Source organism: Shouchella miscanthi (assembly GCF_007725405.1).
GTDB lineage: Bacteria > Bacillota > Bacilli > Bacillales > Bacillaceae_D > Shouchella > Shouchella hunanensis.
Genome location: NZ_CP042163.1, coordinates 3,029,291 through 3,049,108, shown reverse-complemented (window position 1 = coordinate 3,049,108; position 19,818 = coordinate 3,029,291). Strand labels below are relative to the sequence as shown.

The following is a 19,818-nucleotide window of genomic DNA, read 5'->3' as shown; positions in this document are numbered from 1 at the left end:
AGTACCGAATAGAAGGAGGCTCTTTTTTATGGCACATATTCAATTTGATTACAGTAAGGCACTTTCCTTTTTCGGAGAGCATGAGATGAAGCAATTGCAAGACCAAGTGACAACTGCACATCAAGCCCTTCACGAAAAAACGGGAGCAGGGAATGACTTTTTGGGATGGATTGACTTACCGGTCGATTATGATAAAGAGGAATTTGCACGTATACAGTTAGCAGCAAAGAAAATTCGTCAAGATTCAGATGTGCTCATTGTTGCAGGAATCGGCGGTTCTTACTTAGGTGCACGAGCGGCAATTGAAGCATTAAACCATTCGTTTTTTAATGTTTTATCAAATGAACAACGAAATGCACCACAAGTCATTTTTGTTGGTCAAAATATTAGTTCCACCTATATTCGTGACTTATTCGACCTTCTTGAAGGCAAGGATGTTTCCGTTAATGTTATTTCTAAGTCAGGAACAACGACGGAGCCAGCCATTGCCTTTCGCATCTTCCGAGACTTCTTAGAAAAGAAATACGGAAAAGAAGAAGCGCGCACGCGTATCTATGCAACAACGGATAAAGAAAAAGGTGCGCTTAAGACACTGGCAAACGAAGAAGGCTACGAGTCATTTGTTATTCCTGATGATGTTGGCGGACGCTTCTCTGTTTTAACAGCAGTTGGCTTATTGCCTATTGCCGTGTCTGGTCTTGATATTGAGCAAATGATGAAAGGTGCTCAAGAAGCTAGAAATGCATATGCCTCACCGACATTAGAAGAAAATGAAGCGTATCAATACGCAGCTGTTCGTAATGTTCTTTACAATAAAGGAAAAACCATTGAACTAATGGTGAATTACGAGCCACAGCTACACTTTGTTTCCGAATGGTGGAAGCAATTATTCGGCGAAAGTGAAGGCAAAGATCAAAAAGGGATTTATCCTGCATCAGTAGACTTCTCGACAGATCTTCATTCAATGGGTCAATACGTACAAGATGGACGTAGAGACTTGTTTGAAACGGTCCTTCATGTGGAGCAAGTGGACAAGCATATTGAGATTGAAAAAGCAGATCAAGACTTGGATGGCTTAAACTATCTTGCTGGTGAAACGATGGATTTTGTGAACAAGCAAGCGTTTAAAGGCACAATGCTCGCTCATACAGATGGTGGAGTACCAAATTTAATCGTATCCATACCAAAACTTGATGAATATACGTTTGGTTATCTCGTGTACTTCTTTGAAAAAGCAGTCGCGGTAAGTGGCTATTTAATGGGAGTAAACCCATTTGATCAACCAGGCGTGGAAGCATATAAGAAAAATATGTTTGCACTACTTGGTAAGCCAGGTTTTGAAAAAGAAAAAGAAGAGCTCGAAAAACGTCTCTAGAAGGCGAAGTACGGATGAATTGTCATCCGTACTTTTTTTATGTATAAGTTCCAAGAAGCCTCACACACTAATAAATAAAAATGTTAGGGGCGGTAAGAATGATCGAGCTTTCATCAAAAATAGAAGGAAAAGTCGTAAAGGCAAAAGAATTAGAATCGCTGTTAACGCCGCTTGGCTACGATCTAGGTGGAAATTGGGATTATGATCATGGCTATTACGATTACAAGCTCTCCGAAGAGGGAGGATATACGTTTTTACGGTTACCATTTACTGCCGTAGAAGGGGAAGTGGGCTCAAGTGGCGCGGTCTTTAAATTAGGAAAACCCTATTTGTTAAATCATGTTTATCAAGATGGTAATACAGATGAAGGCATTGGTGGCTATGTTCCTCCAGCAGTAGACGGACTCATAAATCAATTTCAACGTCCCATTGATAAAGATGGAGAAGTGGACGAAAAGTACGTAAGCACCGCAAAAAATCTACTTGAAGAAGTCGAACAGACCTTTCATATCTAGTTATTAGTTGCAGTCCCTCTAGCTTCTTGCTAAAGTAAAAACAGAAGTTGGAGGGATCGCTATGGTAGATGCTATCGTCCTTGCATTGGCTGTTTTTTTTGGTTGGCTGATTTTGGATGTTGTTAAAACAAAGAAATTAACAGGAGAAGTCATCATTCAAGCAGGATTTGTCGGCGTAGTGGCAGGTGTATTATGGTACGGAATTGGGGTATTGTTAGGGTAATCTTTTTGTAGAAAAAGTGAATGAAACGTCTTGTCGTCTGAGTGACGCATATGCTATATTATGAGAGTGCAATTGAATGCAGACAATACATACTGTAATTTTATATGAATGAGGGGCCTTAGCTCAGCTGGGAGAGCGCTTCGCTGGCAGCGAAGAGGTCAGGGGTTCGAGCCCCCTAGGCTCCATGTTAAAAAAAGTACTTTCTTTAAAGAAAGTACTTTTTTTATGCACCTATGATATTCTTTCTGTTCTCTGCTATACTTAAATTGATAAAAATAAACATTCTAACGTCTTTTGTGAAAATAAATCACATGTTATTGATAAAAATAAACATAATTATGTTGACATATGTCGAAATATGTTTTAAATTAACAATGAAAGGTGTTATAAATGAACATGAAAGCGAAAGAAAGAAAAGCATTTATAAAACAATTTGTAGATGAACAAGGAAAAGTAGAAATAGACGAGCTTGCAGAGCAGCTTCAAGTGTCACAAATGACGATTCGGAGAGATTTAAGCCAGTTAGAGGCTGAAAATCAAGTCATTCGTACACCTGGTGGAGCAGTACCACAAAAAGCGTTAATTCGAGAAACACCTTATGCCAGAAAAGAAGTAGAACAACTGCAAGCAAAAAGAAAAATAGCACAAAGAGCAATTGCGCTAATTGCACCAAATTCAACCATTCTCTTGGATTCAGGTACGACGACACTTGAAGTAGCGCGATTAATTAAAGACCGAGCTGATTTAACGGTGGTGACAAATGACATTAAGATTGCGGCTGAACTCGTACACTCTTCCGTAACGTGCATTGTGACCGGCGGTGAAGTACAAGCAGATGTTGGCGCTCTTTACGGTAGTCAAGCGCAAGCGCTAATTGAATCCATCCACGTTGATTTGTTTTTACTTGGTGCTCACGCGGTACACGCAGCGTTAGGCGTTATGGCACCGACGCTAGAAAAAGCGAGAATGAAGCAATTAATGATTGAAGCGGCACGAGAGACGTGGTTGCTTTGTGATTCAAGTAAGTTTGAACAGAAGTCATTTGCACATGTGAGTGAACTTAATAAAGTAGAAGGCATTATTACAAATAAAGATCAATCGTTGAATGGACTTGAGCACTATCATGAAAATGTTATTCAAGTTGACTTAGTAGAGTAGAAGAAAGGGGTTCGAGCGACATGAAGGTTGGCGTAATCGCAGACGATTTAACTGGCGCTAATGCATCCGGTGTCAAGCTAGTAAAGCAAGGCTTTCAAGCGACGACGATTGTTCATAGTGCAAGCTTACCAGCTAATAGTTATTTCGATGCCGTGGTAATGGATACGGATAGTCGTTATATTGATCAACCAATTGCAAAACAACGTGTCAGTCGGGCAATGAATGAGTTGTTAGCATGGGGAGCAGATATTTTCACGAAGCGAATTGATAGTACATTCCGTGGAAACATTGGCATCGAGATTGATGAAATGCTCGCATTAATGCCAGAAGACGCCATCAGCGTCGTGATGCCGTCATTTCCGGAATCAGGAAGAACAATGGCAGGTGGGTATCTTTTATTAGATGGTGTGCCATTGCAAGAAACCTATGTGTCAAAAGATCCAATTGCTCCGATTACTGAATCCTTTATACCAGATTTACTTGCGGAACAAACGATTCATCAAGTTGGTTTTGTGCCCTTGAGTACAGTAATGAAAGCGGAATCAGACATTTGCAACAGCTTACAACAGGAAATAAACAAAGGTAAACGAGTGATGGTTGTTGATGCGATGACGACCGAGCAGGTTGAGAAAGTGGCTAACGCATTAACGTTATTGAAAAGAACCATTCTTTGTGCAGATCCGGGACCATTAACGGCGAATTACGCGCGGGCAATGGTTCAAAAAGAACAGCAAAATGGCACGATTCTTGTTTCTGTAGGGAGCGCAACAAGTTTAACTGGGGAGCAGTTGTCTTATTTAATCGACAAAACAGGATCAACCCCTGTTTATGTTGATCCAGAAAAGCTTGCGAGTTACACCGAGACATGGGATGAAGAAGTAGAACGTGCAACACATGCGGCGCTAGAGCAATCGAAGGTAGACCGAATTCTGATTGTAACAACTCATAAAAGCGGGCAGAAGCTTGTTCCTTTAAAAGAAAAGGCACTTGTAGAAGGAAAAAGTGCAGATGCCCTTGCCAAGCGTATTACCGATGGGTTAGCGACGATTAGTCGAAAACTGCTTACACAAGAGCAAATGTCATACGCAGGCTGTTTTACAAGTGGCGGAGATGTAACCGCTTCGGTTTGTGCTTTAGGACGGGCAAATGGCATTGCATTAAAGGATGAAGTGATGCCGTTAGCAGCATATGGCACCTTTGATGGGGGCTATTTCGACGGATTACCTGTTGTGACAAAAGGTGGATTAATTGGCGATAAGAAAGCCATTTATGAATGTGTAAAGTTTATTGATCAAGCGTCAACAAAAATAGGAGGATGATGAGAATGAAACCAGTTATTGCCATTACAATGGGAGACCCAGCAGGAATTGGACCAGAAATTACTCTAGGTTCTTTAAATAAAAAAGAGATTTATGATTTATGCACACCAGTTGTTATAGGGAATGCAAGAGTATTAGAAAACTTATTTTCAGTAAAAGAAGTTAATTTCACATTAAATAAGATTGAAAAGCCAAGAGAAGCAAAGGGTGAGTTTGGGACTGTCGATATCATTGATTTTCCTGATTTACCAGAATATGAGTTCGGTCAAGTAAATGCAGCGAATGGTGAGGCCGCTTTTCAATACATTAAGCACGCAGCTGAACTGTGTCAATCCAATGAAGCTCAAGCAATGGCAACAGCACCTATAAATAAAGAATCTTTAAAAGCAGCAAAGGTTCCTTACATTGGTCATACTGAAATGTTAGCCGGTATTGCCGACATTGATGATCCTTTAACGATGTTCGAAGTGCGCAACATGCGAATCTTTTTCTTAACTCGTCATTTATCTTTAAAAGATGCCATTGGACAAATGACAAAAGAGCGCGTACATGATTATCTTGTTCGTTGCGACGCTGCGCTGCAACAGTTGGGCGTAGAAAATCGTAAGTTTGCTGTAGCGGGATTGAACCCACATAGCGGAGAAAATGGACTTTTTGGTACGGAAGAAATGGATGAGATTAAACCTGGCATTGAGCTTGCGAAAGAGAGCGGGATTGATGCCGTTGGTCCGGTACCGGCTGACTCTGTATTCTTCCAAGCCTTAAATGGACGTTATGATGCAGTTCTTTCTCTTTATCATGATCAAGGGCATATTGCAGCAAAAATGACAGACTTCCACCGTACTATTTCCATCACAAACGGTCTACCGTTCCTTAGAACATCCGTTGATCATGGAACCGCTTTTGATATTGCTGGGCAAGGTATTGCAAGCTCTGTCTCTATGGAAGAATCCATTAAATTAGCTGCAAAATACGCGCCACATTTTGTAGGGAAATAAAAGAAGAGTTATCGTGAAGGGCTGTAACGAGCCCTTCACACAAATTAGTAACAATTAAAGCGCTTACGCGTATTGGAGGACAGAAAAATGGACGTATCTGGTACACAAATGATACTAGGTCTTGTCATTGCAATTATCGTTTTAATCTTTTTGGTTGTGAAAACAAAGGTTCACGTGTTTTTAGCACTAATTATTGCGGCATCGATCACTGGATTAGTTGGCGGTATGACACCAACTGCCGTTGTAGACGCCATCACACAAGGTTTTGGAAATACGTTAGGCTCCATCGCGATTGTCATCGGTTTCGGTGTTATGATGGGACGTATTTTAGAAGTTTCAGGAGCAGCTGAACGGTTAGCTTACACCGTCGTAAAGTGGCTAGGAAGACGAAAAGAAGAGTGGGCGATGGCTCTCACTGGCTATATTGTGTCTATCCCAATTTTTGTTGACTCGGCATTCATCATTTTAAGTCCACTTGCGAAAGCGTTATCAAAGAAAACAGGGCGCTCTATCGTAACGCTGGCTGTTGCATTAGCTGGTGGTGCGGTTGTTATCCACAGTGCGGTTCCCCCGACACCCGGTCCATTAGGCGTAGCTGGAATCTTTGATATTGATATTGGTTGGATGATTATTACAGGTATGCTGTTCGCCATTCCGATCGTTATTGCGATGGTACTCTATGCGAAATGGTTAGGAAAGCGAATTTACCAAATTCCAAGTGAAGATGGAATGGATTGGATTCGTCCTGAAAAGGAAGTGACAATTGAAGATTGGATTGAAGAAAAAGAGAATAAAGATTTACCGTCATTGTTACGATCAGCTTTACCCATTTTTGTACCGGTTTTCTTAATCTTTTTAAACACGACGACTGCCGCTATGGACGTAAGTGGTATGTGGGTTGAATATGTACAGTTCTTTGGATCACCTGTCATTGCAGTAGGAATTGGTGTATTACTAGCGATTTATGGACTATTTGGACACGTTCAGCGTTCAGAAGCACTCGATCGAATGGAGGAAGGGATTAAGCAAGCAGGTATTGTGTTACTTGTTACTGGTGCAGGTGGTGCATTAGGCTTCGTCCTTCGTTCAACGGGTGTTGGCGACCATATTGCAGAAATTGTCGTAAATACAGGAATTCCGGCGATTTTATTACCATTTGTTGTTGCTACACTAGTCCGCTTTATTCAAGGTAGCGGAACTGTTGCGATGATTACAGCTGCATCGATAACAGCCCCTATTCTAGCAGGGATGGATGTAAACATGATATTGGCAGCTCAAGCAGCTGCGCTAGGCTCACTGTTTTTCTCTTATTTTAATGATAGTCTTTTCTGGGTTGTGAACCGGACAATTGGCATAAAACAAGCAAAAGAACAAATTCTTGTTTGGTCGGTTCCAACAACAATTGCTTGGTTTGTTTCACTAATCATGCTTATCATTGCTGATTTCTTCTTTTAGAAGGAAAAGCTCGCATTCTTTTATGAATGCGAGCTTTTTTGTAGTTGAATAAATTCATTCAACTCTGGAATGATAACGGTACAGTCCACTAAAATGAGGTGAAAGAATTGCGATCTGTTACGATGTTTCAACTGTTTCCGTTAATATTGCTCTCAAGTGGATTAATGAATCACGTTATCATGATGCCAATTCTTTTACAGTTTGGTGAAAAAGATTCGTGGGTAGGTGTATTGGTTTCCATATTATTCTTAATTTTTTGGATACCCATTATCGTCTTTATAAGCAAAAAAACAAAGCAAGAACATATTATGGATTTCGTTAGTGCTCGTTCAACAAAAGTGAGCGCATTTCTTTTTGGTTTCTTACTGTTCCTCTATTTAACCGTGTTTAGTTATACAACTTTGTATTCAACCATCAGTTGGACAACCAGTACATACTTACTTTTAACACCGAATCCTGTTTTAGCCCTCCCCTATTTATTGCTTTGCGGAGTTGCTGCTTATTGTGGGATTCGAACGATAGCGTTTACTGCAGGAATTTTACTACCAATCGTTGTTTCATTCGGTTTTTTAGTAGGGATAGGGAATCTAAAAGAAAAGGATTATTCGCTCTTAGTCCCACTGTTTGAAAATGGCTATACTGAAACGTTTTTAAGTGCGTTCCTCGCAGCGTGTGGTTTTGCCGAACTAATTTTTCTTCTTTTCGTTCAACATCGTGCGCGCACAAAATTAAAAAAATCGCACTTATATATCGTTGCTTTCTTATTATTTGGTCTTGCGTTAGGCCCACTTGTAGGGGCAATTACGATTTTTGGAATTGAAGAAGCGCAGCGAATGAAGTATCCTGCTTTTTCACAGTGGAGAATTTTAGAGCTTGGAAAATATTTAACGAGGCTAGACTTTTTTTCAATTTTTCAATGGCTAGCCGGTGCTTTTACAAGACAAGCAGTTGCCTTGTATATTGCTGCCGATTTGTTAGGGAAGGAATCGCCTAAAGCTCGATTCATAACGATTGCGACACTATGTGTTTTACTATGGCTGACCATTTTCATCCCTTTAGATGAACCTGTTTTTTCCGTTTACTTGAGCCGTTTTTATATGCCATTTTCACTTTTGTTTGCAGTTATTGTCCTGATCTGGCTCTGGTTAGTAAGTTTTAAAAAGGTGAAAAAACCTAAAAAAAGGAGGAACCAAGATCATGTATCCTTCTAAACTTTCCTTTGATTCAATTAAACAAAAGCTAGCGATTAATGACGATATTGTTGTAGAACGAATTGTATTTCGTGAGCAGCCTCCCTATGAGGTTGAGGTGATTTACTGTCATTCTATTGTGGATGTTAAGGCATTGAACACTGAAACAATTCCTCTTATGTATAGGGTGTTTGAGCAAGCGGACACTGATTTTTTTCAACATGCTTCAGCCATTCATCATCTCCAAGCGAAAAAGGTTGCTGCAGATGCGAATGAAGAAGACGTCATACAACGAATTTTTTCAGGTTATATTCTTTTTTATGATCAGCAGGATAAACAGTTTATTGAAATTGAATTACCCCAATTTCCAAAAAGAAAACCAGAGGAATCAAACACAGAAATTTCTTTTCGAGGCCCACGAGATGGTTTTACCGAAGATGTTGAAGAGAACATTGCACTTGTTCGTAAGCGACTTCGTACTAGTTCCCTCGTTAACGAATCCTATATAGTTGGTAAAAGGGGACAAGTGCAACTATCCCTTCTTTATATGAAAGATATTGTGCGTGATGAGATACTAAATGAAGTAAGAAAACAAATTGAAGCAATTGATACTGATGCTGTTTTAAGTTTAGCTGAAGTAGAGGAACGATTAACGAACACAAAATTTACGTTTTTTCCGTTAACGGTCTATTCAAGTCGACCAGACTTTATTTCTTCCTGTTTGGACAATGGGCGCGTGGCTATATTGATCGATGGTTCTCCAGGTGGAATTATTGCACCTGTTAATTTAATGTTTTTATTGAAGACAGCCGAGGATTTACATAACTCATTCATTTCTGTTGGTTTTCAGCGGCTTTTACGAATGACTGGATTACTACTTGCGCTTTTTCTTCCGGGACTGTGGATTGCATTAAATACATTTCATGTTGATCAACTCCCTCTCCCTTTTTTAGCTACAATTTATGTCTCTCGATTAGGCTTACCTTTATCTTCTGTTTTGGAAATTTTTCTCATGATTGCTTTATTTGAATTATTTAGGGAAGCTGGGACCACGTTACCAAAATCTGTTGGTCAAACATTAGCTGTCGTTGGTGGTCTTATAATTGGAGATGCTGCCATTCGAGCAGGATTGACATCACCTACAATGTTGGTGGTTGTAGGATTAACCGTAGTATCTACGTTTGCAATAACGAGCCAAGTATTGTCAGGAACCGTATCACTCATTCGGATTTATGTTTTGATGTTGTCAGCCTTCTTAGGTATGTTTGGTTTTTGTATTGCTGTGATTTCAATCATTGTTTACTTAGCAAGTTTAGAGTCATTTGGTTTACCGTATTTATCGCCGTTATCGCCTTTCAACAAAAGAGATTTTATTTCCGGAGTCTTTGTAAAGCCGTGGAAGTGGCGGAAACGTAGGCCGGCCAATCTAAAAGCGGTTGACTCTACAAGGAGGAAATTTCGGTGAAAAGAATGATGATTGTCTTAACATTAGCAGCAATTGGTTTAAGTGGTTGCTGGGATTCATTCGATCTTCAAGATATCCAGTATGTAACAGCTCTAGGGATAGATTATGATTCAGAAGAAGATGAGTATATCATTTATGCACAATCCATTGATTTTAGCCATTTGTCAGTGAGTCAAGAAGGAATGAGTGAGGTAGATTCAGGCGCATGGGTAGCAGAAGCACGGGGGGAAACAATCCTGATGGCGCTCGAAAACTTCAGTTCCAAATCAAATCAAATGCTTCATTGGGGACATGTAAATGTATTGGTTTACAGCATGAAAGCACTAGAACATGAACCAATTATTGAGATTAATGAAGGATTGTATCGCTTTCATCAAGTCCGAACAACACCTTGGGTTTTTGGAACAGCTGAGAGCCTAGAGGAAATCTTGCTATTGACGAATATGTATGGCGATATTGTTCATACTGAGCTGTTTAACCCAGATACGGTCTATAAAGAGCGAGCGTTCATTGAACCCATTACGTTGCACCAGCTAATGCGAAACTATGCGGAGAAAGGGCGCATTGTTGTGTTACCGAGGGTAGGGATAAATAAAAAGGAATTAAAGGACAATAATAACAAGAAAAAGGATGCCATGTCGTCTGATGGAGCGATTTTATTAAAAGGCGATAGTGAGCCAAAGTTGTTTACCGATCTTCAGCTTGCGGGCTTGCGCTGGCTAAATAACCAGACTGAAAATAGCCCACTTCAAATTGAAGAAGACGGTAAAACCATTGCTGCATTGAATATTATTCGTCCTAAAAATCGTATTCATTCAGAAGTGATTAATGGAGAAGTCTTTTTTGATGTTCATATAGATGTACATGCTTCGCTTTTAGATTTTCCACCAGATGAAACCCTAGGCGCATCAAGAACAATAAAAGAGATTCTTCAATTGATGGAAAAGATGATTGAAAAACAGGTAAGAGACACCTATTTACTTGGACTGAATAATGAGAAGGATGTATATAGCTTAGAAAATCAATTCTATCGAAGTGACGTGAGAAGCTATAATCAGATGAAGCAGACGTTTGAATTAACGGAGGCGTCACTCCGAAACATTACCGTTAGAGCTGTCATTGAGCATACTGGAGAATATGAATTCTACCGTGACCGTGTTCCGAAATCAGAACAACAATAAATAAGAGTAGGCATTCGCCTACTCTTATTTATTTAAAAAGCTTTCAGTTAACGGAGGTACAACCTGTTTTTTTCGTGATACAACGCCAGGGAGTGACGCTATATGTTGAGTTAAGGAAGTGTTAAAGGCTTCTTCAAAAACAGCCGTTTTCTCTCCAATGACTAAAGCTGTGGAATTGTTTTCTAAGATGTCTGTAATAATTAATACATAGAGATCCAAGTTTTTTGCTTTAATCGTGCTGCTTATTTCCGTCTCAAGCTCTTGTTTTCTTGTTAAAATATCTTGAATGTCAACGGTATTCACTTGTGCAATTTCTACTGAATAATCATTCATTGAGAACTCTTTTGCATCAATTGTCAACAGTTCCTTTGATGTTTTGGTAGAAACATCCGCTCCTGCTTTTAACATATTTAAGCCATACGATGCAGCATCAATTTCAGCAATACGCTCTAGTTCTTTTGCAACTGCTACGTCTTCATCAGTGCACGTTGGCGATTTAAAAAGAAGGGAGTCAGAAATGATAGCAGAAAGCATCAGTCCAGCTATATGTTTCGGAATGGACAACCCTTTTTCTTGATAGATTTTGTAAATAATTGTTGCTGTGCAACCAACAGGTTCTGCACGATAATAAACAGGGTCTGCTGTTTCAAAATTAGCGATGCGGTGATGGTCTATTACTTCACGAACATGAACGGCATCAATGTCATCAACACTTTGTTGGCGCTCGTTATGATCGACTAAAATGACTTCTTTAGTCTCATTAGAAGCAGATTCAATGAAACGCGGTGCTTCTACTTGAAACGTTTCAAGTGCATAGGCCGTCTCACCACTTACATCCCCTAAGCGAACAGCTTCTACTTGAAAGCCTAATTGGGATTTAAGGTCTGCATATGCAATAGCAGAACAAATGGTGTCTGTGTCTGGATTCTTGTGACCGAAAATTAACAGGTTTGACATTGGTTAATGACTCCTTTTATCCATAAGTTATAATCTACCCTATCATATCATGTTCAAATAGGGTAGGTTAAGACATCCTTCTACGTTTACTGACAAAAATTCATATTTGTTCGTGATTTGCTTTGCATTACTATTTAAAAAGCGTATAATAGAAGAGATGTAAAAAGGACAAGGGTTGTTCAAGAATTAGCCATAACTTCTTGACAAGCAAACGACAGTTTTGTCAGCTTCTTTCTATGTTCAAGGTTTATGATAAAATGAAGGTATTCTTTTAACGAATCATACTAACAGATGGGGGGGAAGAGAGGATTGCGGTCAATAAAAATAGAAAAGAAAGCCTCTCTTGCTGCGCCTAAGCAGGCATTCTCACAAGTATTATCAGAAACATTAAAGACGGGGATTATAAAATCAAACTTATTAGCAATGATTGCTGGTCTAAGTCTAGCGCTTTATATAAGTGGGACAACACTCAATGAGCGCTTTACGGAAATACTATTTGCCGTCATTGGTTCAGCACTGGTTATAGGAGCTGCAGGAGCTTTTAATAACTTGTATGACAGAGATATTGACGCCATTATGGATCGAACGAAAAATAGACCGACCGTTACAGGTAGAATGCAGCCATTAAATGCGCTTCTTCTAGGAATTTCATTATCGCTAGTTGGTATTCTCTTGTTGCTGTTAGCGACGCCACTCGCTGCTTTGTTTGGCTTCTTAGGTCTGTTTTTGTATGTTGTTCCTTATACAATGTGGTCAAAGAGACGGACGATATACAATACGGAAATTGGGAGCATTGGTGGAGCCGTTCCGCCATTAATTGGTTGGGCTGCCATTTCTCCGGATTTATTTCACCCAGCTATTTTAGGGCTTTTTGTTGTCATGGTGATCTGGCAAATGCCGCATTTTTATGCGATTGCGATACGTAGACATGATGAGTATAAAGCGGCTAATGTACCGATGTTGCCGGTTGTAAAAGGGTTTAAACGTACGTACTTGCAAACAAACGTTTATTTAGTTGCTCTTATAGCTGCAAGTTTTTTATTTGTGTCAGTAAGTTGGGTAATTACCGTTGTTGCATTTCTTCTAGCATTAGCTTGGCTCATTGTAAGTATCGTTGGGCATAAGCGAATGGAACCAAAGAAATGGGCAACGTTTATGTTCGTTTTCTCATTAAATCATTTGGTTCTTTTATTTGCCGTCATCATCGGCTTCTCTATGCTAGCTCCATTGTTTTAATAAAAAGAGGTGCCTTGTATAATCGCAAGGCACCTTTTATTCAGTACATATCAAATGAATGCCTATGTTAGGGTGATTATTTATGGAAGAAACAAACTGGATTTTAATTGTTATCCCTGTTCTCATTGCGGCTTTTATGGGAGGGGCGGCTTTCATCATTCGAATGAAAGCTGCAAAGAGACCGACATCAGCAAGACGAATTATTATTCCACCTATAGCAATGTCTACGGGCGCACTCATGTTTCTATATGAACCAACTAGACCTCCATTGTTTTACGTTATTGAAGCAATGGTTGTTGGATTTTTGTTCTCCCTCATTTTGATTTACACGTCTAAATTCGAAATTCGTGACGGAGATATATATTTAAAGCGATCGAAGGCATTTGCTTATATTCTGGTTATTCTGCTACTTGTTCGAATTGTTTTTCGATTGGTTATCGGGCAGAACATTGATCCTGCCGAGCTGTCAGGTATGTTTTTCATTTTGGCCTTCTCCATGCTCTTACCATGGAGAATTGCGATGCTAAGACGTTACGCTAAACTTAAACAAAATTTGAATCAGTACACGACTTCGTAACATTCGCATTTTGCAAACAGAGACGGTATACTAATGACAGAGAAATAATGGAAAGGAGGGTGAACAAAAATGGACTTTTTTACTGAATACTACAGTATTTTCAGAGCAACACACGAAGGTTCTTGGGCATTTCTAATTGTTCTTTTTATCGTTGCCTTTGTTTTATATAGAAGTAGAAAATTGAAAGCAGCTACAATCTTACATATGATTACAAGACTATTCTATCTCTTTATGCTTGTATCTGGTATAGCTATGTTGGTTGCGCTTAACTTTAATCTCTTCTATGTTGTAAAAGGTCTCTTAGCTGTATTAGTGATTGGGTTTATGGAAATGGCGGCTGGGAAGGCAAAGCGGAACGAAAATAGTCTTGGTTCGCTGTTTATTGTTCTCGTGTTAGCACTAGTTGTTGTGTTAATGGGATTTGGCGTCATTAATTTCTAATTAATGACGTGAGATCATGAAGCGCTTTGAGTCGGACGTCCTTCTTTTTTTGATAAAGCTACTATTCATCATTCTATTCTAGTTGCTTAGTCAATGGTCCCATTCAGTTATGACGAAGCGAATCGTTTAGCTGTGATGGAGCTTAAAAAGAAGACGCTGCTCTTGCGCTTTTTTCGTTTGTTGATTCTAGTTAAAGAGACGTAAAAAGGAGAATAAGAATATGGCTGAAGTCGATTTATCCCTAATGCTCGTTTTATTCATTGGCTCGTTTATTCCATTAGTGGAATACATGATTGCAGTACCAGTAGGTGTCATTTTGATGGGAGAGCCTGTTGTCCCAGTAGTCATTATTTCCATTATCGGTAATAGCTTAGGTGTGGTTGCCATTGTTCTGTTAGGTGACAAAATTCGTTCACGCATGGTGAAGCGAGCAAAAGAAAAAGGAGAAGAAAAACCGAATAAACGGAAAGAGAAAACGCAGAAATACTTAGAGAAGTATGGTATGCCTGGAGTTGGTATTTTAGGATCTTTTTTATTAAGTAGCCATTTATCGGCTGCTACGGCTGTAGCGTTAGGTGTACCAAAAGGTCTGGCTATCTTTTGGACAGTAGTAGGGGTTGTGATTTGGGCAATTGTGTTTGGTATTGTTTCTGTTTATGCAAGTCACTGGTTTGAACCATTCTTTGGACCCCAAGCTGGAGGAAGAGTAGTGTAAATCACTCACTACTCCTTCACCCATATGGAGTAAATCCCTTTTATTTCTTCTTCACTTAACTCGAATAAGTGTCGATCATTTATTTTATAGATGCCTTGTTGTATCAGTTCGTCAATTAATTGATCGGTTTGGTTAAGTTGCTTTTCTATCATGTTGATCACTCCCAGTTTATTTATTCCACTATCTGTGGAAACTAAACGCGATTATGGAAATGATTTCAAAAGATCTTTACGTCTGAACCGCTTATGTTGTGTAGGGAACATAATGGTTTTAAGAGGAGAGTAGTATGAACCGTATTCAAAAAGCGCCGTTGCGCGTAAGTATGATATTTGTTATGGCTTTTTTCGTGGTTTTCTTGACTTACCGAACCACCATTGTAACAGCTTTTGATCGAGGCATTCTATCGTGGTTTGAACAAACTCGTACCGATGGTTTCCTTATGCTAATGGATGGCTTAGCGTTTGTTGGCTCAACGAAGATAGTCGCCATTTTAGGGATTGTGCTCATAATCTTTCTATTAGTCAGACGTTCTCCACTTAACGATGTCTATTTTTCGGCAGCGGTATTACTTACAACAGGTGTTTTAAATACTGCTGCGAAATACAGCTTTGCTCGGGTTAGACCAGAAGAATTTATGATTGTTGAACTTTCGACTTTTAGCTTTCCCAGCGGACATACAATGGGAGCTGCATCATTTTATAGCGTAGTAGCTTTTCTCATCTGGAAAAGAACCGACCGTCGATCTATTCGTTTTGCCATTAGTAGTTTCTCAATTGGCATGATTGTATTAATGGGTATATCAAGAGTATACTTAGGGGTGCATTTTCCGACAGACGTAATGGGTGGTCTCTTTCTCAGCGGCGCCATCCTATCGTTCTTTTATTGGTTTTACTATCAACGTAATGGCAGGAATTTGAATAGATGACAGTAGTTTACTCAAGGTTTCATAAGCTTTTAAAAAAGAAAAAAGAATATGGCTTTAAAAGACATAGCTTCATGTGAGCTATGTTTTTTTGTATGCACATGTAGCTGCCTTTCTAATTAATAATGATATTCTTTCTCATTTACTCTTGACTCTTCCGTATGAAATGGTAGAATGAGAATGTAATTGATAATGAGTATCACTATTAACGAGAGGGAGGCACTTGCATGGTTTAATCATGTAAAGAACAGCATGAAAATAAAGATTCTCTTGCCGATTCTCATTGTGTTATCGATTAGTTCACTTTTTATTGGTGCACACGACATTTCACCACTTGATCTTTTCCGTTTAACTGATGATGAAGTCCAAACTATATTAATAAACCGAATACCAAGACTTTTGAGCATTCTCATTGTTGGCGTTAGCTTAAGTGTCTGTGGATTGATTATGCAGCAACTAACGCAGAACAAATTTGTTTCGCCTACAACTGCAGGAACCATGGATTGGGCTCGCTTAGGTATTTTAGTAGCGATGCTTGTATTTACGCAGGCAAGCACAATGGAGCGTATGCTTGTTGCATTTATCTTTGCGTTAGGTGGCACGCTGTTATTCATGAAAATTTTAGAACGAATTCGTTTTAAGAATGTGATTTTTGTGCCATTGGTAGGCTTAATGCTTGGAAGTGTTGTGAATTCTATTACGACGTTCATCGCGTATCAAAACGACTTAATTCAAACCCTCTCATCTTGGATGCAAGGAAATTTTGCTCTAGTCATTCGGGGTAATTTTGAGTTGCTTTACATAGGAATTCCATTAATGTTTATTGCGTTCCTATTTGCAAATCGCTTCACGGTTGCCGGTTTAGGGAAAGATTTCGCAACAAACTTGGGAATGAATTATAACCGAATTATGAATATCGGATTATTAATTGTTGCGATGGTAACAGCTACTGTTGTTGTTACGATTGGGTCTGTTCCCTTTTTAGGATTGATTATACCGAATATTGTATCCATCATGTGTGGAGACAATCTAAAAAATAGTTTACCGCATACGGCGTTATTTGGAGCCATTTTTCTTCTAGCATGTGATATTTTAGGTCGAATCCTTATTTATCCATACGAAATACCAATTGGTTTAATGGTTGGCGTCATTGGGAGCGGAATTTTCCTTTATTTGCTCTTAAGGAGGCCAAAATATGCGAGCTAAATGGATTTATATTGGTTTCGGTGCTGGAGCAATTGTGTTGATTTTACTCTATTTATTTTCAGGGATTTCACCTGGTGTATGGGGCTATGCCCTTCCAAGACGAGCAAAAAGTGTGCTCGCTATTATAATCGTAGGCGCAGTGATTGCTTTTTCGACATTAGTCTTCCAAACTATTACGAACAATCGGATCTTAACACCGAGCATTATTGGACTTGATTCTCTCTATGTGCTCATACAAACCATTCTAGTGTTTGTATTTGGAACGGCAGGCATTGTGGCGGTGAGTCGCTACGTGAATTACGGGTTATCCATTGTTTTTATGGTATTATTTGCACTCTTACTTTACGTTATGCTTTTTAGACGTGAACAGCAAAATCTTTACTTTTTGTTACTAGTAGGTATTGTGTTCGGAACGTTATTTTCTAGTCTATCAACGTTTATGCAAGTAATCATTGATCCGAACGATTTTTTGACGATTCAAAACCGTATGTTTGCGAGTTTTAGCAACATTCACGTAGACCTGTTGTGGATATCCGCGCTACTAATTGCGTGTACGATTCTATACATATGGCCATATTTGAAATATTTGGATGCTATTTCATTAGGGAGAGACCAAGCGATTAATTTAGGTGTTCCTTATGATAAAGCGATCCGGAAATTTTTAATTATGATTGCGATTTTTGTAGCTATATCTACGGCGCTTGTTGGCCCGATTTTGTTCTTAGGGTTACTGGTCGTTAACGTGGCTAGAGAGATGTTGCCGACTTTTAGGCATACTCATATGGCAGCAGTAAGTGCACTCGTCAGCATCATCGCTTTAGTAGGAGGAACGTTATTAGTTGAACGAGTATTTTCTTATTCTGCACCACTTAGTGTATTCATTAACTTCGTCGGTGGTATTTACTTCATTTACTTATTATTAAGGGGGACGAAAACGACATGACAACAGCATTAATTGATCGCGAAATACGGATTGATCGGAAAACGTTACCAGTGGCTATACAAGTAAACGGAGTAAGTAAATATTATGACGGAAAAAAAGTGCTAGATAACGTCAGCGTTGACGTAAAAAAAGGCACCATTACTTCCTTTATCGGACCAAATGGTGCTGGTAAAAGTACCTTGATTTCACTCATTAGCCGTATTGCTAAAAAAGACAGTGGTGAAGTCTTAATTGATGGTAAAGAAATAGAATCTTATAAAAGCAAAGATCTTGCAAAAAAGATTTCGATTTTAAAACAAGCCAATCACATTAACATTCGATTGACGATCCGTGAATTAGTGAGCTTTGGCCGATTTCCATATTCACAAAACCGGTTAACAAAAGAAGACTGGGCATATGTTGAAGATGCGATTGATTTTATGTCGCTGCGAGATATTCAAGATAAATATTTAGACCAATTAAGCGGTGGACAGCGTCAGCGAGCATATGTTGCAATGGTTCTGGCACAAGATACGGAGTACATTATTCTTGATGAGCCTTTAAACAATTTAGACATGAAGCACTCTGTTTCAATTATGAAAACACTACGGCGCTTAGTTGACGAGCGAAACAAGACCATTCTTATTGTCGTTCATGACATTAATTTTGCCTCTTGTTACTCAGATAATATTGTTGCCATGAAAAATGGTGAGATTGTTGAGGAAGGTCATTGTCACGACATCATCAATTCAGATTCACTGCGCAATATTTACGATATGGAAATTGCCATACAAGAAGTGAACTGCAATAAAATTTGCGTGTACTTTAATTAAAAGCTTTAGTAATTGAAGGAGGTGAGTGGACCGAACGTATTTAGTACATATTACGATACGATGATAAGGATAAACCAACATATCTTAGGAGGATTATATAAATGAATACATCAAGTAAGTGGTTTGTTACAGCAGGAGCAGCACTATTTTTAGCAGCATGTGGGAATGGAGATAGCGAAGAGAACACAAATAACGCTTCTTCAGGTGAAGGAAACGAAACAGAAGAGCAACAAACTGTTGAAGTAGAGACAATGAATGGCGATATGGTAGAGGTTCCGGTTAATCCAGAAAAAGTCATTTCGTTCGACCACGGTGTGACAGATTCTATCAGAGCAATTGGCGGAGACATTTCTGGTATTCCAATGGGGAGTAATGTTCCTGAATATTTGCAAGAATTAGAAAGTGGTGATGTCGAGAACATTGGCTCTTTATTTGAGCCAGACTTTGAAAAGATTTACGAGATGGATCCTGACGTTATCTTTATTTCAGGACGTGCATCGGACAATTACGAAGAGTTAAGCGAAATTGCGCCAACTGTCTTTTTACAAGTAGATAATCAAAATTTCATGGAGACATTTGAAAGTAACATGAATGTTCTCGGCGAAATCTTTGATGCTTCTGAAGAAGTAGATAGCCAATTAGCCGAGATTAACAGCGTCATTGAAGAAGTTCAAGGTCGAGCAGCAGACAGTGAAGCTAATGCATTAATCGTCTCAATCGATGAGGGCTCTGCAAGTGCATATGGAATCGGCTCACGCTTTGGAATTATTCATGACGTGATGAATATTCCTGCAGCAGACGAAGATATTCCAGCTGAAGGTCATGGAAGCAATGTCTCAAACGAATACTTCTCCAAAACAAATCCTGATTACATCTTCGCTATTGACCGGGGTGCGTCAATTGGAAATTCCGCAACAGCTGATCAAGTATTAGGAAATGAAGAAGTTCAGCGTACAAACGCGTATCAAGACGACAATATTTATCAGTTAAATAGTGAAGTGTGGTATTTAAGTGGTAGTGGTCTAGAATCAGTCAAACTAATTGTTGACGAAATCAATGAAGCGTACGAACAATGAGAATCCTAAAAGAAGTGAGCACAGCTTATTGGCTGTTGCTTACTTTTTTTTGAC

The 19,818-nt window shown here is 39.2% G+C and carries 21 protein-coding genes and 1 tRNA gene; 20 read left to right on the top strand and 2 right to left on the bottom strand.

Annotated elements, in window-relative coordinates; genetic code table 11:
- Window positions 1-28 precede the first annotated feature (28 nt).
- The 11 genes from FPV17_RS15465 (at window position 29) to FPV17_RS15420 (ending at window position 10,879) form a co-directional block, all read left to right on the top strand.
- Window positions 29-1,375 carry a glucose-6-phosphate isomerase gene (locus FPV17_RS15465; RefSeq protein WP_144559407.1) on the top strand — a complete coding sequence of 449 codons (1,347 nt, stop codon included), beginning with the start codon at window positions 29-31 and terminating at the stop codon, window positions 1,373-1,375.
- Window positions 1,376-1,473: 98 nt separating this feature from the next.
- The gene (locus tag FPV17_RS15460) at window positions 1,474-1,890 is read left to right on the top strand and encodes a YugN-like family protein (RefSeq protein WP_035397575.1); all 417 of its coding nucleotides are present in this window, start codon (window positions 1,474-1,476) and stop codon (window positions 1,888-1,890) included.
- A gap of 61 nt (window positions 1,891-1,951) precedes the next feature.
- Window positions 1,952-2,113 (top strand): hypothetical protein, encoded by a 162-nt coding sequence (locus FPV17_RS22020; RefSeq protein WP_158332046.1) that lies wholly within the window; start codon window positions 1,952-1,954, stop codon window positions 2,111-2,113.
- 112 nt (window positions 2,114-2,225) lie between these two features.
- Window positions 2,226-2,298 (top strand) — tRNA-Ala (locus FPV17_RS15455).
- A 205-nt stretch (window positions 2,299-2,503) separates the two neighbouring features.
- On the top strand, window positions 2,504-3,271 hold the full coding sequence (locus FPV17_RS15450; RefSeq protein WP_246117044.1) for a DeoR/GlpR family DNA-binding transcription regulator: 768 nt from the start codon (window positions 2,504-2,506) through the stop codon (window positions 3,269-3,271).
- 20 nt (window positions 3,272-3,291) lie between these two features.
- Window positions 3,292-4,590, top strand: a complete 1,299-nt coding sequence (locus tag FPV17_RS15445) for a four-carbon acid sugar kinase family protein (protein WP_144559406.1) — start codon at window positions 3,292-3,294, stop codon at window positions 4,588-4,590.
- Window positions 4,590-5,588, top strand: coding sequence for a 4-hydroxythreonine-4-phosphate dehydrogenase PdxA (gene pdxA / locus FPV17_RS15440; protein ID WP_144560505.1), 999 nt, complete (start codon window positions 4,590-4,592; stop codon window positions 5,586-5,588). The genes FPV17_RS15445 and pdxA overlap by 1 nt, the downstream gene beginning before the upstream one ends.
- An 87-nt stretch (window positions 5,589-5,675) precedes the next feature.
- Complete coding sequence (locus tag FPV17_RS15435; protein ID WP_035397566.1) at window positions 5,676-7,043, top strand: GntP family permease; 1,368 nt, start codon at window positions 5,676-5,678, stop codon at window positions 7,041-7,043.
- 107 nt (window positions 7,044-7,150) lie between these two features.
- Complete coding sequence (locus tag FPV17_RS15430; RefSeq protein WP_035397563.1) at window positions 7,151-8,254, top strand: endospore germination permease; 1,104 nt, start codon at window positions 7,151-7,153, stop codon at window positions 8,252-8,254.
- A complete protein-coding gene (locus tag FPV17_RS15425) occupies window positions 8,241-9,698 on the top strand; it encodes a spore germination protein (RefSeq protein ID WP_144559405.1) in 1,458 nt (485 codons plus the stop codon). The genes FPV17_RS15430 and FPV17_RS15425 overlap by 14 nt, the downstream gene beginning before the upstream one ends.
- A 5-nt stretch (window positions 9,699-9,703) precedes the next feature.
- Window positions 9,704-10,879, top strand: a complete 1,176-nt coding sequence (locus FPV17_RS15420) for a Ger(x)C family spore germination protein (RefSeq protein WP_246117212.1) — start codon at window positions 9,704-9,706, stop codon at window positions 10,877-10,879.
- Window positions 10,880-10,903: 24 nt separating this feature from the next.
- Here FPV17_RS15420 and FPV17_RS15415 read toward each other — a convergent pair whose 3' ends face one another.
- Window positions 10,904-11,836, bottom strand: coding sequence for a manganese-dependent inorganic pyrophosphatase (locus FPV17_RS15415; RefSeq protein ID WP_035397556.1), 933 nt, complete (start codon window positions 11,834-11,836; stop codon window positions 10,904-10,906).
- A 309-nt stretch (window positions 11,837-12,145) separates the two neighbouring features.
- Here FPV17_RS15415 and cyoE point away from each other — a divergent pair, with 309 nt between their 5' ends.
- The 4 genes from cyoE to FPV17_RS15395 all read left to right on the top strand — a co-directional run bounded on the left by cyoE (window position 12,146) and on the right by FPV17_RS15395 (window position 14,805).
- Entirely contained in the window at window positions 12,146-13,072 is a 927-nt protein-coding gene (gene cyoE / locus FPV17_RS15410; protein WP_246117043.1) for a heme o synthase, read from the top strand.
- 82 nt (window positions 13,073-13,154) lie between these two features.
- Window positions 13,155-13,649, top strand: a complete 495-nt coding sequence (locus FPV17_RS15405; RefSeq protein WP_144559403.1) for a CcdC family protein — start codon at window positions 13,155-13,157, stop codon at window positions 13,647-13,649.
- A gap of 69 nt (window positions 13,650-13,718) precedes the next feature.
- A complete protein-coding gene (locus tag FPV17_RS15400; protein WP_144559402.1) occupies window positions 13,719-14,090 on the top strand; it encodes a DUF1516 family protein in 372 nt (123 codons plus the stop codon).
- Window positions 14,091-14,310: 220 nt separating this feature from the next.
- Window positions 14,311-14,805, top strand: a complete 495-nt coding sequence (locus FPV17_RS15395) for a small multi-drug export protein (protein ID WP_035393824.1) — start codon at window positions 14,311-14,313, stop codon at window positions 14,803-14,805.
- A gap of 8 nt (window positions 14,806-14,813) precedes the next feature.
- On the opposite strand, the gene FPV17_RS15390 is transcribed toward FPV17_RS15395, so the two are convergent.
- Window positions 14,814-14,957 (bottom strand): Fur-regulated basic protein FbpA, encoded by a 144-nt coding sequence (locus tag FPV17_RS15390; RefSeq protein ID WP_144559401.1) that lies wholly within the window; start codon window positions 14,955-14,957, stop codon window positions 14,814-14,816.
- A 134-nt stretch (window positions 14,958-15,091) separates the two neighbouring features.
- Between FPV17_RS15390 and FPV17_RS15385 the strand changes: the two genes are divergently transcribed.
- From FPV17_RS15385 to FPV17_RS15365, 5 genes are all read left to right on the top strand, one after another.
- Window positions 15,092-15,730: a phosphatase PAP2 family protein gene (locus tag FPV17_RS15385; protein ID WP_052007645.1), complete on the top strand. Its 639-nt coding sequence runs from the start codon at window positions 15,092-15,094 to the stop codon at window positions 15,728-15,730.
- A gap of 249 nt (window positions 15,731-15,979) precedes the next feature.
- Window positions 15,980-16,933 (top strand): ABC transporter permease, encoded by a 954-nt coding sequence (locus FPV17_RS15380; RefSeq protein ID WP_144560504.1) that lies wholly within the window; start codon window positions 15,980-15,982, stop codon window positions 16,931-16,933.
- A complete protein-coding gene (locus tag FPV17_RS15375) occupies window positions 16,923-17,876 on the top strand; it encodes an iron chelate uptake ABC transporter family permease subunit (protein WP_035393827.1) in 954 nt (317 codons plus the stop codon). Before FPV17_RS15380 ends, FPV17_RS15375 begins: the two co-directional genes overlap by 11 nt.
- Window positions 17,873-18,688, top strand: coding sequence for an iron ABC transporter ATP-binding protein (locus FPV17_RS15370; protein WP_144559400.1), 816 nt, complete (start codon window positions 17,873-17,875; stop codon window positions 18,686-18,688). The genes FPV17_RS15375 and FPV17_RS15370 overlap by 4 nt, the downstream gene beginning before the upstream one ends.
- A gap of 101 nt (window positions 18,689-18,789) precedes the next feature.
- Entirely contained in the window at window positions 18,790-19,764 is a 975-nt protein-coding gene (locus FPV17_RS15365) for a siderophore ABC transporter substrate-binding protein (RefSeq protein ID WP_144559399.1), read from the top strand.
- Window positions 19,765-19,818: the final 54 nt, after the last annotated feature.

Bases quoted from the DNA above. Each gene is read 5' to 3' on its own strand.
- FPV17_RS15380 (WP_144560504.1), top strand. From the start codon at position 15,980: ATGAAAATAAAGATTCTCTTGCCGATTCTCATTGTGTTATCGATTAGT.
- pdxA (WP_144560505.1), top strand. From the start codon at position 4,590: ATGAGAATGAAACCAGTTATTGCCATTACAATGGGAGACCCAGCAGGA.
- FPV17_RS15420 (WP_246117212.1), top strand. From the start codon at position 9,704: ATGATGATTGTCTTAACATTAGCAGCAATTGGTTTAAGTGGTTGCTGG.
- FPV17_RS22020 (WP_158332046.1), top strand. From the start codon at position 1,952: ATGGTAGATGCTATCGTCCTTGCATTGGCTGTTTTTTTTGGTTGGCTG.
- FPV17_RS15400 (WP_144559402.1), top strand. From the start codon at position 13,719: ATGGACTTTTTTACTGAATACTACAGTATTTTCAGAGCAACACACGAA.
- FPV17_RS15450 (WP_246117044.1), top strand. From the start codon at position 2,504: ATGAACATGAAAGCGAAAGAAAGAAAAGCATTTATAAAACAATTTGTA.
- FPV17_RS15365 (WP_144559399.1), top strand. From the start codon at position 18,790: ATGAATACATCAAGTAAGTGGTTTGTTACAGCAGGAGCAGCACTATTT.
- FPV17_RS15405 (WP_144559403.1), top strand. From the start codon at position 13,155: ATGGAAGAAACAAACTGGATTTTAATTGTTATCCCTGTTCTCATTGCG.
- FPV17_RS15375 (WP_035393827.1), top strand. From the start codon at position 16,923: ATGCGAGCTAAATGGATTTATATTGGTTTCGGTGCTGGAGCAATTGTG.
- FPV17_RS15445 (WP_144559406.1), top strand. From the start codon at position 3,292: ATGAAGGTTGGCGTAATCGCAGACGATTTAACTGGCGCTAATGCATCC.
- FPV17_RS15395 (WP_035393824.1), top strand. From the start codon at position 14,311: ATGGCTGAAGTCGATTTATCCCTAATGCTCGTTTTATTCATTGGCTCG.
- FPV17_RS15385 (WP_052007645.1), top strand. From the start codon at position 15,092: ATGAACCGTATTCAAAAAGCGCCGTTGCGCGTAAGTATGATATTTGTT.
- FPV17_RS15425 (WP_144559405.1), top strand. From the start codon at position 8,241: ATGTATCCTTCTAAACTTTCCTTTGATTCAATTAAACAAAAGCTAGCG.
- FPV17_RS15390 (WP_144559401.1), bottom strand. From the start codon at position 14,957: ATGATAGAAAAGCAACTTAACCAAACCGATCAATTAATTGACGAACTG.
- FPV17_RS15435 (WP_035397566.1), top strand. From the start codon at position 5,676: ATGGACGTATCTGGTACACAAATGATACTAGGTCTTGTCATTGCAATT.
- FPV17_RS15460 (WP_035397575.1), top strand. From the start codon at position 1,474: ATGATCGAGCTTTCATCAAAAATAGAAGGAAAAGTCGTAAAGGCAAAA.
- FPV17_RS15465 (WP_144559407.1), top strand. From the start codon at position 29: ATGGCACATATTCAATTTGATTACAGTAAGGCACTTTCCTTTTTCGGA.
- FPV17_RS15415 (WP_035397556.1), bottom strand. From the start codon at position 11,836: ATGTCAAACCTGTTAATTTTCGGTCACAAGAATCCAGACACAGACACC.
- FPV17_RS15370 (WP_144559400.1), top strand. From the start codon at position 17,873: ATGACAACAGCATTAATTGATCGCGAAATACGGATTGATCGGAAAACG.